Raw genomic sequence first — 14,875 nt, 5'->3', positions numbered from 1 at the left:
CCTGCCAGACCCCGGACAAGAAGCCGTAAGCCCCTTGGCCCCGAGCCCCCTGCCTGCGGTTTTGCCGCGAGTAGGGGGGCCGGTCGGCGCTGGGCGGTCTTGGGTGGTCAGGCGCGTTCCGGGCGCAGGTGGCGGGAGGCGGCCAGGCAGGAGGAGAGCCAGGTGGTCTCCGCACGGTCGATGATGAGGCCGGCGACGGTGATCATTCCGTCCAGTGGGCCGTCGACCCGTATCGAGTGGTCGCCGACGTGGAACATTTCCCACTCCGCGTCGCTGTGCCACAGCCGGGCGGTCTTCTCGCCTCGGCGTTGCGCGAATACGAGTTCTTCGCCGTGCTCGTTCCGGAAGTAACCGACGTAGTCCTGTGCGGTGATGGCGCCACCGCTCAGGCGCGCCAGGACGGGTTCGATCTCCGAGGGGGCGTGGTTCATGCGGCAGTCTCCTCGCCCGGCTCGGACGAGGCCGAGTCCCGCCGTGCCGACGAGAGGGCCAGCATCCGCTCCGCCGACTCCAGCAGAGTCCCGTACGTGATCACTTCTATGCGTGCGGCGTGCGTGTTGTAGGTACGCAGCGTTTCCGCGATCTCCTGTGGCGTGACGCTCCCGCTCACATACCGGGGATGCCCGATCACGACGGTCGCCGACGCCCTGCGGGTGTCGACGCCGTGCTCCGCGAGAATCCCAGGGCGGTTCTCGTCCATGACCCGCAGGTAATTCTGTGCCTGCGAGACCGCGTGATGCGCCGGGGCGCCCAGCATGAGGTGGCCGCTGCGCCGGATGACGAGGTCCTTGATGTGGGCGCGTTTGAGTTCCACCACGTGCAGGGAGCCGTCACCGCGCAGCAGCGGGATGTCGAGGATGGTGTCCGGGGTGTACTGACGGCGGGCCAGCTCGGTCACGTAGGCCCCTCCGAAGATCCACTCCTGGTTCTTCAGGCAGGCATGGAGGGCACTCTCGGAACTGTCCGGGTCCTCCACCGCGGAACGGAGGGCCTCCAGGCCGGCTCGCCTGGCTTTCAGTTCGAGCAGTTGGGCCAGCATTCCGGCATCGATGTCCGCCAGCACATCACTCATCATCCGCGCGGCCTCAGGGGAGGCCGGCCGGGGCAGATTACGGAGAACCAGCTCCATGTGCCCGTACTCCTGGAGGTACCGCACGTCCTTGGTGGACAGCTTGACGCCGCCCTCCCCGGTGCCGATCCCCAGATGCCCGGTGGCCCGGGCAACGCCTCGGAAGAGATCACGCGCGTCGGCGGCGGTCGCGTCGGGCCGGTCCCGGCACAGGACATCCAGGGCGGTGACCGCCCGCTCCGCGCCCATGGCGGTCATCCGCCGCATGAATTCCTCGCTGCGCCGCCGCGCCTCCTCGTCGTAGTGCATCTCCAGGACGTCGAGGAACAGGTCGCCCCTGGCGTATCCGGCGAAGTGCTGGAAGCGCCGGGCGAACCCTAAGTCCGCGTGCAGAAGGGCCTCTTGGGCCACGTCCTCCAAGGCGTCCACCAGGCGTCTGCCCTTGCCGTACGCCGTGCCGTGGCGGCCGCTCATGATGTCCAGTACCGCGTCGATACGCTCGTGCACCTTCGCGTGGCCGGTGAGCTCCCGCGCCGTCCTGACCATGCTCCAGAGCGTGAAGCCGGAACGAAATGTCGTCATGCGGGTCACCATAGGACCGGGCACTGACAAGGCACCCGCGTACCGGTACGTACGTATCGGCACGCGCGTATCGGCGCAGCTCAGGGCCCCGCCCGGCGGAACTGCCGGGCGAGGCCCTGTACATGCCGCGGTCGCGGCCGCAGCGGCCGCCGGAAGGGGGCCGCAACCGCGGCCGGACGTCAGCCGAAGCCGGCCTCGGGGGTCAGCTGCAGCCGCCGCCGCACTGGCAGGCGCCGCCGGCCTGGCAGCCGCACTGGCAGCCGGGGCCGCAGGCGCAGTTGCCGGGAGCCGGGTTGGGGGTCGGGGCAGAGGAACGCGTCATGACTTGTCTCCTCGGGGAGAGGGCCGTCCGGATGTCGTTCGCTCTCCATTGGATGCCCGCTCGACGCGGCGCATCAACGGCGCGTGGTGGCACGGCGCGCCGCCGAGCGGCACCTGGCCGGGGCGGGCGTGCCGTGCCGCGCGCGGCCGGGCGCCGCTACGCGCCCTCCACCGTGGTCGGCGGAGCGATCTCGTCCGCGTGCTCGCCGGTGACCAGGTAGACGACGCGCTTGGCGACCGACACCGCGTGGTCGGCGAACCGCTCGTAGTAGCGGCCCAGCAGCGTCACGTCCACGGCCGTCTCGATGCCGTGCTTCCAGCGGTCGTCCATCAGGTGCTGGAAGAGGGTGCGGTGCAGGAGGTCCATCGCGTCGTCGTCCTGCTCCAGCTGGAGCGCGAGGTCGACGTCCTTGGTGATGATGACCTCGGCGGCCTTGGCCATCAGGCGCTGGGCCAGCTGGCCCATCTCCAGGATCGTGGCGTGCAGGTCCCGCGGCACGGCCGTCTCCGGGAAACGCAGCCGGGCCAGCTTGGCCACGTGCTGGGCCAGGTCGCCGGAACGTTCCAGGTCGGCGCTCATGCGCAGGGAGGTGACGACGATCCGCAGATCGGTGGCGACCGGCTGCTGGCGCGCCAGCAGGGCTATCGCCCGTGCCTCCAGGTCGCGCTGGAGATCGTCGACCTTCTCGTCGGCGGCGATGACGGCCTCGGCCAGCTTCAGGTCCGCGTCGAGTATCGCCGTGGTGGCGCGCCCGACCGCGGAGCCGACGAGCCTGGCCATCTCGACGAGGCTCTCGCCGATCGAATCCAGCTCCTCGTGGTACGCGTCCCGCATCAGTGACCTTCTCTCGCTTCGAGTGGTGGTGGGGGGCCGGAATCCCCACGCTCCCACGTTCGGGCCGGAACGCGACCGGTTCTGACCTCCGGAATGAACCAGCACCGACACCAAGGTGAACTCTGGGCGACGTATGTTCGAGCAGCCCCTCGAACGGCTGGGGAGATGTCACAGGTGACGCATAACCTGGAGTCATGAACGTGGACGCGGCCGTCGCCGCAGTGGCAGCGATCGCCGGACTGTGCACCGGCGTCTTCGCCATGCTGGCGTTCCGCTGGAGCGAGCGGGATCAGGCCAAGCCCACGCGTACGTCCCTGCACACCGACGCCGTCCTGCCGCCCGGCGTGGACACGGTCCTGTCGGTGCTGCGCTCCTCGGCCGTCGTCCTGGACGAGGCCGACGCCGTGGTCAAGGCCAGCTCGGCGGCGTACGCCCTGGGCCTGGTGCGCGGCGGGAAGCTGGCCGTCGAACCGATGCTCCAGATGGCCCGCGACACCCGCCGCGACGGCGAGATACGCCAGATCGAGCTGGACCTGCCGCGCAGGGGGACGGGCCGGGGCGGCGACGCCCTGGCGGTCTCGGCGCGGGTCGCGCCCCTCGGCTCGCGGCTGGTCCTGCTGCTGGTCGAGGACCTGACCGAGGCTCGGCGCATAGAGGCCGTACGGCGCGACTTCGTCGCCAACGTCAGCCATGAGCTCAAGACCCCGGTCGGCGCCCTGTCGCTGCTGTCCGAGGCCGTCATGGACGCGAGCGACGACCCCGAGGCGGTCGAGCGCTTCGCGGGCCGTATGCAGAACGAGGCCACCCGCCTCACCAACCTCGTCCAGGAACTGATCGACCTCTCCCGGGTGCAGAACGACGACCCGCTGGAGGACGCCGAACCGGTCCGGGTGGACGAGCTGGTCGCGGAGGCGATCGACCGCTGCCGCCAGCAGGCGGGCAGCAAGCAGATCACCATGGCCGCCGCCGGCACCGCCGACCTGCACGTCTGGGGCAACCGCGGCCAGCTCGCCGCCGCCCTCGGCAACCTCGTGGAGAACGCCGTCAACTACTCGCCGGCCCGTACCCGGGTCGGTATCGCGGGCCGCCGTGTCCAGGCGCACGGCGGCGACCTGATCGAGATCGCGGTGACCGACCAGGGCATCGGGATATCCGAAAAGGACCGGGACCGCGTCTTCGAGCGGTTCTACCGCGTGGACCCGGCGCGCTCGCGCGCCACCGGCGGGACCGGCCTCGGCCTCGCCATCGTCAAGCACGTGGCCGCCTCGCACGGCGGGGAGGTCACGGTATGGAGCGCTGAGGGACAGGGCTCCACCTTCACCCTGCGTCTCCCGGAGGCCGGTGCCGTGCGCGACCGCGCGCGTGCCGCCTCCGACCTGTCGGCGGAAGGCCTCGACGAAGAGGACCGCCCGTACGAGACCTTCAACGATCCGCTCCCTGCTCATCCTGCCCCGGAGGTCCTTCCGTGACCCGAGTGCTCGTCGTCGAGGACGAGGAATCGTTCAGTGACGCCCTGTCGTACATGCTCCGCAAGGAGGGCTTCGAGGTCGCCGTCGCGGCCACCGGCCCCGACGGCCTGGACGAGTTCGAGCGCAACGGCGCCGACCTGGTCCTGCTGGACCTGATGCTGCCGGGCCTGCCCGGCACCGAGGTCTGCCGTCAGCTGCGCGGCCGCTCCAACGTCCCGGTCATCATGGTGACCGCCAAGGACAGCGAGATCGACAAGGTGGTCGGCCTGGAAATAGGAGCCGATGACTACGTCACCAAGCCCTTCTCCTCCCGCGAGCTGGTCGCCCGGATCCGCGCGGTGCTGCGCCGCCGCGGGGAGCCCGAGGAGGTCACGCCGCAGGCGCTGGAGGCCGGACCGGTCCGGATGGACGTGGACCGGCACGTCGTCACCGTCTCCGGCGGCAAGGTCGACCTGCCGCTGAAGGAGTTCGACCTCCTGGAGATGCTGCTGCGCAACGCGGGCCGGGTGCTGACCCGTATGCAGCTGATCGACCGCGTCTGGGGTGCCGACTACGTGGGGGACACCAAGACGCTGGACGTCCATGTGAAGCGCCTCCGGGCCAAGATCGAACCGGACCCGGGCGCGCCGCGGTACCTGGTCACGGTCCGTGGCCTGGGGTACAAGTTCGAGCCGTAAGAGGCGGGCGGCGCGCGCTTGGGTCTGGGGGCTTGACCTGGGGCTTTGACCTGGGCCTTGGGCTCTGGGTCCTGGGCTTCCGGGACCCGTCGGCCTGGTGGGCCCCGTAGGCCTCGGCCGGTGCTGGTCGCCGGTCCGGGCGGCGGGGCCCCGGCCGTCTCCGGCTGTCCCGGGACGTGCGAGATGTACGCGAGCGCCGTGCGGCCGGGAGATTCCGGCCGCACGGCGCTCGCGGTGGTACTGCGGTGGTGCTGTGCGCTTTGTAACGCGATGGTGCGGTGCTGAGCCGCTCTACGGGCAGCTGAGGAGCTGCCGTGGAGCGGCTAGGGGCTTCAGCGGCCGGCTTCCTGCGACTGCGACGTGCCGCTGTTCGGCGAGGCGTTGCCGCTGCCATTGGCGTTGCCGTTGGCGTCGGCCGCACCGCCCGGCGTGACCGTCGGCGACGGGTTGCCGGTCTGCGAGGAGGGGCCGCCGGACGGGCGGGTCGCCCCGGACGGCGACGGCACCTCGCTCGGGCCGTATTCCTTGAAGTAGCTCTTGGCCGGGACGACGAACGCCCGCAGGCTGACCTTTCCGGCGGCGCTGAAGTCGAAGGTCACGGACTGCGCGTCGCCGTTCTTCACGGACTCGCTGCCGCTGGCCAGTACGGCGGTGGCGTTGTTCTTGCCGCCGATCACGATCGAGCCGCCGGCCGGGACCACGATCGGCCCGGAGCCCTTGGCGGGCGACAGCTTCGCTTCCTTGTTCGTGCCGTTGACCTTGATGGACTGCAGCGTCTGGTCCTCGCTGCCGTTGTTGAAGACCGTCGCGGTCACCACGGCCGGACCCTTGGCGTCCGGGTCGGGCTGGGTGACGACGGAGGCGTTCTGGATCTTGAGGTCGCCGACGCTGGTCGCGGCGTTGTCCGGCTGGACCTGGAGCGTCTGGGCGTCGTTCCCGGCTCCGCACGCGGAGAGCGTGGCGATCGAGAGCGTGAGAACGGTGGCGGCGAGGACGCCGCGTCGAAGGCTGCGGCTCACGGCGGCGGCATCTCCTTGGACGAACTACGGCGGCCGAACTTCGAGCCCGGTCGCGGATGGGCGGCTGGGCGGCCCGTCCGCGGTAGCCGTACCGGCATCCGCGTAAAGCCGCCCTAAGGGTGTGTCAGCGCCGCTAGGTTACCGAGCCGTCCCCGGGCCGCCGCACCCGACCCGCCCCCTGGACGATCACACCCTCGTCATATCGTGCCGCGGCCCGCCCCGACGCGCCGCCGCCGTCCGCCGTCGTGCGTCCGATTGCCCCGCACCGGCCGCCGCCGCGGGCGTGTGCCGTGGGCGCGTGCCGCGGGCGTGTCCTGCTTCGCGCAATGGAAGAACATGAAGATCACGACTGGCGCCGGGAAGAAACCCGAATATCCGACCAAGCGGCCGTTCGGGTGAAGCCCGGCCGGTTTCCCCGCAGGTAAATCGGCATTCGCAGGGAATGCGCCGGCTACCCGAAATTGATCACGTACGGCGGCCGGTGCGCAGGGGCCGCTCGGCGTTCGCACGGTGATCGCGCAGTGATCAATTAACGAAACGGCGGACACCTGACCTCTGAAACCGAACGGAGTAGCGGAAGTGCGACATCCGGATTCCGGCAAAACGGGACGTACAGGCGCCGCTTCCGGTGCTCCCAGGGGTGTGACGTACGTGTTTCAGGCTGCGCGCGAAGCGCCTCCGACCTGCGAATTCCTGCACCCGGAGGGTTGTCGCAGCACGTTCCGGCCGTTGTTGTCAAGCCCCGAGATATGCCCTGACCTGCGAAAACGCCATTCAGAACGGCCCGTTCCCGTGTTAGCATGGATAGCCACGGAAGGGGTACCTGTCACATGACGTTCAAGGTTGGCGACACCGTGGTCTATCCCCATCACGGGGCCGCGCTGATCGAGGCCATCGAAACTCGCCAGATCAAAGGCGTGGACAAGACCTACTTGGTGCTGAAGGTCGCCCAGGGCGACTTGACTGTTCGTGTGCCAGCGGACAATGCGGAGTTCGTCGGCGTACGCGACGTGGTCGGCCAAGACGGGCTGGACCGGGTCTTCGAGGTGCTGCGCGCACCGTATGCCGAAGAACCGACGAACTGGTCCCGTCGTTACAAGGCAAATCTGGAGAAGCTCGCTTCGGGTGACGTGATCAAGGTCGCCGAAGTCGTGCGAGACCTGTGGCGCCGTGAGCGGGAGCGCGGTCTTTCCGCCGGTGAGAAGCGGATGCTCGCCAAGGCGCGCCAGATCCTGGTGAGCGAACTCGCCCTCGCGGAGAACACCAACGAGGACAAGGCCGAGGCCCTGCTCGACGAGGTCCTCGCGTCCTGACGACGTACGAATGCCGCGGCGCCCGAGTGGCGGCCGACTCCGGCCAGGAGCGGTCAGTTGCCGGGCGCTGCGGCATATCTGCATCGACGCACCCGTCTCGGTGTACTCGCACCCGCCGGACGCGCACCTGCCGGACCGGCACATGCAAGCCCCGCAGTTGCAAGCCCCGCGTCTGCAAGTCCCGCGGCTGCAAGTCCTGCATCTGCAAGATCCGTATCCGCAGTACCCACAGTTGCGCGCGGCGCCCGCAGGCATGGCCCACAGGCTTGCGGAAGCCGTGCACCACTACAGAACCCTGTGATCGTTCCCCGTGGTGATCGCCCCCGTGCTCGTCCCCGAAAAGATCCGCCGTCTCGCCGGCAAATGGCGTGCCGGGCCCGGGCAGCTGTCCCGACCGGTGTCACGGAAGGGTCCGGATCGGGGCGTCGCGCCCGGCACACTGCGGCCATACCCATGTCGGCTCAGGAAACAAACCTGTCTGCGCTAATTCCGGGGTCTCCCCGGGCTTCGGAGCAACCGATGTCAGACGTATCCCCAGATTCCGCCGTCCCCTCCGGTACCCCCCGGATCCGCACCGCGGCCGTGATCCCCGCCGCCGGACGCGGCGTACGGCTGGGACCGGGCGCCCCCAAGGCGCTACGTGCGCTGGGCGGCACCCCCATGCTCGTCCACGCCGTACGCGCGATGGCCGCCTCCCGCGCCGTCTCCGTCGTCGTGGTCGTCGCCCCGCCGGACGGCGCCACCGAGGTCCGCAATCTGCTGGACCAGTACCCGCTGTCGGAACGCACCGAGCTGGTGGTCGTACCCGGCGGCGAGACCCGCCAGGAGTCCGTCCGCCGCGGCCTGGAGGCGCTGCCCGCGGCCATCGACGTGGTGCTGGTGCACGACGCCGCGCGGCCCCTGGTCCCCGCCGACACGGTGGACTCGGTGGTCGCCGCCGTACGGGACGGCGCCCCGGCCGTGGTGCCGGCGCTGCCGCTCGCGGACACCGTCAAGCAGGTCGAGCCGCGTACCGGCGAGCGGGCCGGCGAGCCGGAGCCCGTGGTGGGCACGCCGGAGCGCGCGCTGCTGCGCGCCGTACAGACTCCGCAAGGCTTCGATCGGGCGACCCTGGTCAAGGCGCACGAGACGATCACGCTCCAGGGTGACGGCGCGACCGACGACGCCGGGATGGTCGAGCAGCTCGGCGCGCCCGTCGTGGTGGTGCCCGGACACGAAGAGGCGTTCAAGGTGACCCGGCCGCTCGACCTGATCCTCGCCGAAGCCGTACTCGCCCGAAGGAGGGCCACCGATGGGTATGTATGAGCCGCAGCCGCAGCTGATGCCACTGGTGGGCATCGGCACCGACGTGCACGCCTTCGAGAAGGGCCGCGAACTGTGGGTGGCCGGACTCCTCTGGGACGACGCGGCGAGCGACGGGTACGGACTCGCCGGGCACAGTGACGGCGACGTCGCCGCCCACGCGGCCTGCGACGCGCTCTTCTCGGCCGCCGGCGTCGGCGATCTCGGCGCGCACTTCGGCACGAGCCGCCCGGAGTGGTCCGGCGCGTCCGGAGTGACGCTGCTGTCCGAGGCCGCCCGCATCGTACGGGCCGAGGGCTTCCTGATCGGCAACATCGCGGTGCAGGTCATCGGCGTACGCCCGAAGGTCGGCAAGCGGCGCGCCGAGGCGCAGAAGGTCCTGTCGGAGGCGGCCGGCGCGCCGGTCTCGGTGTCCGGCACGACGTCGGACGGCCTGGGGCTGACGGGGCGGGCGGAAGGTCTGGCCGCGGTGGCTACGGCGATGGTGTTGCCGGTGGGGTAGGGGGTGGGGCTTGGGGGGTGCGGGCTTGGGGGTTCGGGCCGGCTGTAGGGGGCGCCGGGGCCGGGGGCGGTGGTGTGGCGCGGGTGGTGAGGTCGGCGGCTGGGGCGGGAACTCCGGGCGGGGCACGGGAGTTGTGCAGAGTGACCGGGGTCGGGCGCTCGGACCGTGACCTCGCAGCCGTACCGCAAGGGGGCGTCGTGGCAACCGCAGCAGAAGAGCCGACTCTGCCCGCAGGGCCTGCCACTTCGGGAGGGCCGGCAGGACCGGTAGCACCGGTAGCGTCCGCAGGGTCGGCCGCATCGGGAGGGTCGACAGGGCCGGCAGTGCCCGCGGGACCGGCAGCGTCTGTCGTGCTGGCCGACTCGCTCAGGGCCCTGCTCGACGGGCCGGTCTTCGTCATCGTGGCGACGGTCCAGCCCGACGGCAGCCCGCAGCTCACCCCCGTCTGGGCGAAGCGGGACGGCGACGACGTCCTCTTCTCCACCACCGAGGGCTGCCGCAAGGCGCGGAACCTCCGGCGGGACCCCCGCGTGACGGTGCTCGTGCAGCCGTCCGACGCGCCGTACACCTACGCGGAGATACGCGGCTCGGCCGTCCTGAGCAGCGAAGGCGGCCGGGAGCTGATCGACGAGCTGTCGCACAAGTACACCGGTAAGCCGTACGCCGAGTTCAACCCTGGCGTGCCGGACAACGGGGAGCGTGTCGTCGTACGGATCACCGCGCGCAAGGTGGTCGGCCGGCTCTGAGGCGGGCTCTGGGGCGGCACCGGCGAGTGGGGCGGACCGCAGTTCCTGTGGGTGAACGGCAGTCGCTGTGCGTAAGCCGCAGTTCTTGTGTGCCGAGCATGGTCCTCTGCACGTCGTACGCGGCCTTCGCGCTCCGTCCGCCGCGAGGCTCGCACGCGTCGTGGTTGTGTGGGCGAGTTGTCACGCTTCTGTGTCCGAGGCCCCGGGGGGCGCAGGGCACTGTCCGGTTCGGACTACCCTTGATGCGTGACTATTCGGCTGTACGACACCAGCGCCCGGCAGACTCGCGATTTCACCCCGCTCACGCCGGGCTGTGTCTCGATCTACCTGTGCGGCGCGACCGTACAGGCCGCCCCGCACATCGGGCACATCCGGTCGGGACTGAACTTCGACATCATGCGCCGCTGGTTCCTGCACCGCGGCTACGACGTGACGTTCATCCGCAACGTGACGGACATCGACGACAAGATCATCAAGAAGGCCGTCGAGCAGGACCGCCCGTGGTGGTCCATCGGCTACGAGAACGAGGTCGCGTTCAACACGGCCTACGACACGCTCGGCTGCCTGCGCCCGACCTACGAGCCGCGTGCCACCGGCCACATCCCCGAGATGATCGAGATGATGCGGGGCCTGATCGAGCGAGGTCACGCGTACGCGGCCGACGGCAACGTCTACTTCGACGTGCGCTCCTTCCCGGACTACCTGGAACTGTCCAAGCACGAGCTGGACAACCTGCTCCAGCCCTCCGCCGAGGGCGAGACCGGCAAGCGCGACAAGCGCGATTTCGCCATGTGGAAGGCGGCCAAGCCCGGCGAGCCGAGCTGGGACACGCCGTGGGGCCGCGGCCGTCCCGGCTGGCACCTGGAGTGCTCGGCGATGGCGCACAAGTACCTGGGCGCCGCCTTCGACATCCACGGCGGCGGCATCGACCTGATCTTCCCGCACCACGACAACGAGATCGCGCAGGCCAAGGCGTACGGCGACGACTTCGCCGCGTACTGGTGCCACAACGCGTGGGTCACCATGAGCGGCGAGAAGATGTCCAAGTCCCTGGACAACTCGGTGCTGGTCTCGGACATGGTCAAGCGCTGGCGCCCGATCGTGCTGCGCTACTACCTGGGCACCCCGCACTACCGCTCGATGATCGAGTACAGCGAGGAGGCGCTGCGCGAGGCCGAGTCCGCGTTCGCGCGGATCGAGGGCTTCGTCCAGCGCGTGGTGGAGAAGGCCGGGCTCGTGGAGCCCGCCGCCGAGGTGCCGCCGGCCTTCGCCGAGGCGATGGACGACGACCTCGGCGTACCGCAGGCGCTCGCCATCGTGCACACCACCGTCCGCCAGGGGAACTCCGCCCTGACGGCCGACGACAAGGAATCGGCCGTCGCCCGTCTGGCGGAGGTCCGCGCCATGCTCGGCGTGCTGGGGCTGGACCCGCTGGACGACCAGTGGTCGGGCGGCAGCCAGGATCGCGGCGAAGACCTGCACGGCGTCGTCGACTCCCTGGTCAGGCTGGTCCTGGAACAGCGCCAGGCGGCCCGCGCACGCAAGGACTACGCGACCGCCGACGCCATCCGCGACCAGCTCCAGCAGTCCGGGCTGGCCATCGAGGACACTCCTTCGGGCCCGCGCTGGTCGCTGACCTGAGCCGGACCGTGTCCTGAGCCGTCGGCCGGAGGCCGGGCGGACCGCGGCTGGGCAGGGTCGCCTGCGGCCCGTGCGGTGCCCGGCCGGTGCCGGTCCGATATCGGATCGGTGCCCGCCCGGTGCCGTGCCGGTGGGTGCCGGTTGGCAGTACCGGCCGCCTCCGGGCGACACTTCTTGCAGAGGCACGCACAGCAGAGGCACAGCAGAGACGCACCAGTCACGCAGCGAACACGCGTGAAGCACACATCGGGCGTGCACCGAGCACACCGAGCACACACATCCGTACGTACGTATCCACTCCACGTCGCGAGACGTCGAGAGCAGTGAAGAGACAGGTGACCCATGGCCGGCAACAGCCAGCGCAGGAACCGCCGCACGTCCAACAAGAAGGGTATGCAGGTCGGCAGCGGTGGCCAGCGGCGCCGGGGCCTGGAAGGCAAGGGCCCGACCCCGCCCGCGTCCGCGCGGAAGGGGCATGTGAAAAACCGCGTCGCCAACGCCCAGGCCAAGCAGGCGGCCAACCGGCGCCCGGCCCCCCGGCGCGGCGGCGCCAAGGGCACATCGGAGCTGGTCGTCGGCCGTAACCCGGTCTTCGAGGCGCTGCGCGACGGCGTGCCCGCGACGACGCTGTACGTGCAGCAGTTCATCGAGAACGACGAGCGGGTGCGCGAGGCGCTCCAGCTCGCCGCCGATCGCGGCAACATCAACCTGATGGAGGCGCCGCGCCCCGAGCTCGACCGCATCACCAACGGGCTCAACCACCAGGGCCTGGTGCTCCAGGTGCCGCCGTACGAGTACGCGCACCCCGAGGACCTCGCGGCCGCCGCCTTCGACGACGGCGAGGACCCGCTGATCGTCGCGCTCGACGGCGTCACCGACCCGCGCAACCTCGGTGCCGTGGTGCGTTCCGTCGCCGCGTTCGGCGGACACGGCGTGGTCGTACCGGAGCGGCGCGCCGCCGGCATGACGGCCGGCGCGTGGAAGACCTCGGCGGGTACGGCGGCCCGTACGCCGGTCGCCCGTGCCACGAACCTGACGCGCGCCCTGGAGGGCTACCAGAAGGCGGGCATGACCGTCGTGGGCCTGGCGGCGGACGGCGAGATGGAGCTCCAGGACCTGCAGGTGCTGGACGGCCCGGTCGTCATCGTCGTCGGCAGCGAGGGCAAGGGCCTGTCGCGGCTGGTCGGCGAGACCTGCGACGTACGCGTACGGATCCCGATGCCGGGCGGCGCGGAGTCGCTGAACGCGGGCGTCGCGGCGGGCGTGGTCCTGTGGGAGGCGGCGCGGCGCCGGGGGTGAGGCCGCGCCTGTGAGGCGATGAGGTGATGGGGCGATGGGGCGATGGGGTGGTGAGGGCGCGCGGGCGGAGGCTCGGGCCGCGTGCACGCCCCATTACCTTGGTGCACGCCCCTTTCGCCCGGTGTCGACTCCGCACTGGCTCCGTACCGGCCTCGTACCGGCTTGCTGCCGGCGCCCCTCGCAGTGCTCTCGTACAAGAGTGCGAAACGTCCTCCGGAAGGCTGTTCGGCGGGTTGCGTGACGATCCGGCGGCCGGGGCGCCGAGGCCGCCTTGCGGAGGTCATCCGCGGGGCCGGCGCCGTTCCCGCGTTTCCTTGACGGGTCTCGGACAGTTCAGGATGGTCAAGGCAGTGTCTTAAACGCGGGTCACTCGGTTAGATGAGCGTGGACACCAGAACACCCCGCACACCTACGGGGGGACGCTCGCCGGGCTTCGATGACGAGCCGGTGCTGAGCTCGGTCAAGGTGCCGTGCGATCCCGCGCAGGTCATTGTCAATCACGCCAGCTTCCGCGTGCAGCTCGCCGCGCCCGCCGCGAGCAGCAGCGCCATGGCCGACACCGCGCGCATCCCCATGGTCCGGGAACCGGCAGGCGGCAGACGCCGCGCACCCGTGGTGTGGAGCGGCCGTACCGAACCGGGCGGCACCACCGCTGCGACCAGCCAACTTCTCCATGCCGTACGGAAGTCGGGCCGGACCACGGTCACCGCCGACCGGAGCGACGACGTCGGCACCACGACCCAGGTCCTGCCCAGGGTCCGGCTCGACGAGTCGCAGCCCGGCGCGGGCATGGGTACGGGTACGGATACGGGGACGGGCATGGGTACCGGCATGGGCGCGGGCTCCGGCTCCGGCAGCCCCGCCTCGACCGTGGTCGGCCAGCGCGGCCCGGTGGACGCGGACACCACCCTGCTCAAGGGCGTGCGGCCGACCACCGGCGCCTACGACCACTACGACGACGAGCCGCCGTACTCGGACGAGGAGATGGCGGCGTACGAGCGGTACGGCGACGGAGCCAAGCGGCGCGGCGGCGACACGATCCGGCACGCGTACTACCCCGGGCGCCGGATGAACCTCGGCGTCGTGCTGCTGCCGCTGCGCGTCTTCCTCGGCTTCATCAGCGTGTACGCGGGCATGGGCAAGCTCTGCGACCCCGTCTACTTCGACGGCGGCGAGCGCGGCTCGATGGTCAAGTGGCTCCAGTCGCTGAACCCCTGGACGGTCGTCGCGCCGCTGCGCGACTTCGCGCTCTCGCACCCCGTGGGGGCCGGTCTGACCGTGGCCTTCCTCCAGGTCGTGGTCGGCGTGCTGACCATGTGCGGGCTGTGGCAGCGGGTCGCCGCGTCGTTCGGCGCGCTGCTCTCCACGGCCCTGCTGATGACGGTCAGCTGGCGCACCGTGCCGGTCTACGACGCGCCGGACATCATCTACCTCGCCGCCTGGAGCCCGTTGGTCATCGCGGGCGCGCCGGTCTACTCGATGGACGCCCGGCTCTCCGGGGAGGCGTGGCGGCGGCTGGGCCCGCGCGTCGAGTTGTGGGACCTGCGGCGCCGGGTACTGCGCCGCGGCGCCGTCCTGACGGCCGTGGTCGCCGGGCTGACGCTGCTGGTCGGATCGCTGCTGGGCGGGGCCGTACGGTCCGCCTCGGTGCCGTCCGTACCGAAGCCGGGCGAGCCCGCGACGAACAACCTTCCCGGCTCGCCGCTGCCGCAGCAGTCGCAGCCCGGCGGTTCGAAGGCGCAGCACGGCCCCGGGCACGCCGGCAAGACGCCGAAGCACTCCGGAAAGCCGTCGGCCGGCGCCTCGCACAAGGCCGGCTCCCCGAAGTCGAAGACCCCCTCGGCATCGGCCCCCGGCACGGCACGGGCCACGGGCAGCGTGAGCGGATCGGCGCCGGAGTCCGGCCGCACCTCAAGCGGCACGCCGCCGCGCCAGTCCGCACCGACGCGGGCCCCGGCGACGACCCCCCAGGCACCGTCCGTCGGCGGCACCTCCGGCGGCACCAACGGCGGCGCGAGCGACAGCGGTTCGAGCAGCTCCAGCAGCGGCCGGGGGCACGGGGGGACGTTGGGCGGGTTGCTGGGGTGAGGGGTGGGGCCT

The 14,875-nt window shown here is 71.0% G+C and carries 13 protein-coding genes; 9 read left to right on the top strand and 4 right to left on the bottom strand.

The genetic code is table 11. The features are described from left to right. Positions 1–107: 107 nt before the first annotated feature. The 3 genes from A6A06_RS05790 to phoU form a co-directional block, all read right to left on the bottom strand. The gene (locus tag A6A06_RS05790; RefSeq protein WP_073759384.1) at positions 108–431 is read right to left on the bottom strand and encodes a hypothetical protein; all 324 of its coding nucleotides are present in this window, start codon (positions 429–431) and stop codon (positions 108–110) included. Beyond that, positions 428–1,651, bottom strand: coding sequence for a Shedu anti-phage system protein SduA domain-containing protein (locus A6A06_RS05785; protein WP_073759861.1), 1,224 nt, complete (start codon positions 1,649–1,651; stop codon positions 428–430). Before A6A06_RS05785 ends, A6A06_RS05790 begins: the two co-directional genes overlap by 4 nt. Before the next feature lie 478 nt (positions 1,652–2,129). After that, positions 2,130–2,807, bottom strand: a complete 678-nt coding sequence (gene phoU, locus A6A06_RS05780) for a phosphate signaling complex protein PhoU (protein WP_073759382.1) — start codon at positions 2,805–2,807, stop codon at positions 2,130–2,132. 194 nt (positions 2,808–3,001) lie between these two features. Here phoU and A6A06_RS05775 point away from each other — a divergent pair, with 194 nt between their 5' ends. Next, on the top strand, positions 3,002–4,276 hold the full coding sequence (locus tag A6A06_RS05775; protein ID WP_073759380.1) for a sensor histidine kinase: 1,275 nt from the start codon (positions 3,002–3,004) through the stop codon (positions 4,274–4,276). After that, positions 4,273–4,953, top strand: a complete 681-nt coding sequence (locus A6A06_RS05770; protein WP_018540121.1) for a response regulator transcription factor — start codon at positions 4,273–4,275, stop codon at positions 4,951–4,953. Before A6A06_RS05775 ends, A6A06_RS05770 begins: the two co-directional genes overlap by 4 nt. Positions 4,954–5,285: 332 nt before the next feature. On the opposite strand, the gene A6A06_RS05765 is transcribed toward A6A06_RS05770, so the two are convergent. After that, on the bottom strand, positions 5,286–5,972 hold the full coding sequence (locus A6A06_RS05765) for a DUF461 domain-containing protein (RefSeq protein WP_073759378.1): 687 nt from the start codon (positions 5,970–5,972) through the stop codon (positions 5,286–5,288). A gap of 830 nt (positions 5,973–6,802) precedes the next feature. Between A6A06_RS05765 and A6A06_RS05755 the strand changes: the two genes are divergently transcribed. The 7 genes from A6A06_RS05755 to A6A06_RS05725 all read left to right on the top strand — a co-directional run bounded on the left by A6A06_RS05755 (position 6,803) and on the right by A6A06_RS05725 (position 14,863). Beyond that, entirely contained in the window at positions 6,803–7,285 is a 483-nt protein-coding gene (locus tag A6A06_RS05755; RefSeq protein WP_003953493.1) for a CarD family transcriptional regulator, read from the top strand. Between the two features lie 519 nt (positions 7,286–7,804). After that, positions 7,805–8,590 (top strand): 2-C-methyl-D-erythritol 4-phosphate cytidylyltransferase, encoded by a 786-nt coding sequence (ispD, locus tag A6A06_RS05750; protein ID WP_073759374.1) that lies wholly within the window; start codon positions 7,805–7,807, stop codon positions 8,588–8,590. Then, positions 8,583–9,089 (top strand): 2-C-methyl-D-erythritol 2,4-cyclodiphosphate synthase, encoded by a 507-nt coding sequence (gene ispF, locus A6A06_RS05745; protein ID WP_073759372.1) that lies wholly within the window; start codon positions 8,583–8,585, stop codon positions 9,087–9,089. The genes ispD and ispF overlap by 8 nt, the downstream gene beginning before the upstream one ends. Positions 9,090–9,439: 350 nt before the next feature. Then, positions 9,440–9,835 (top strand): PPOX class F420-dependent oxidoreductase, encoded by a 396-nt coding sequence (locus A6A06_RS05740; RefSeq protein WP_073759370.1) that lies wholly within the window; start codon positions 9,440–9,442, stop codon positions 9,833–9,835. Positions 9,836–10,081: 246 nt separating this feature from the next. Next, complete coding sequence (cysS, locus tag A6A06_RS05735) at positions 10,082–11,476, top strand: cysteine--tRNA ligase (protein ID WP_073759368.1); 1,395 nt, start codon at positions 10,082–10,084, stop codon at positions 11,474–11,476. Between the two features lie 342 nt (positions 11,477–11,818). Continuing rightward, positions 11,819–12,775 (top strand): 23S rRNA (guanosine(2251)-2'-O)-methyltransferase RlmB, encoded by a 957-nt coding sequence (rlmB, locus tag A6A06_RS05730; RefSeq protein WP_073759366.1) that lies wholly within the window; start codon positions 11,819–11,821, stop codon positions 12,773–12,775. A gap of 378 nt (positions 12,776–13,153) precedes the next feature. Then, on the top strand, positions 13,154–14,863 hold the full coding sequence (locus A6A06_RS05725; RefSeq protein WP_079193789.1) for a DoxX family protein: 1,710 nt from the start codon (positions 13,154–13,156) through the stop codon (positions 14,861–14,863). Positions 14,864–14,875: the final 12 nt, after the last annotated feature.

This window comes from Streptomyces sp. CB02923, assembly GCF_001905005.1.
GTDB lineage: Bacteria > Actinomycetota > Actinomycetes > Streptomycetales > Streptomycetaceae > Streptomyces.
The sequence above is the reverse complement of the archived record's forward strand: the minus strand, read 5'-3'. Positions and strand labels throughout refer to the sequence as shown.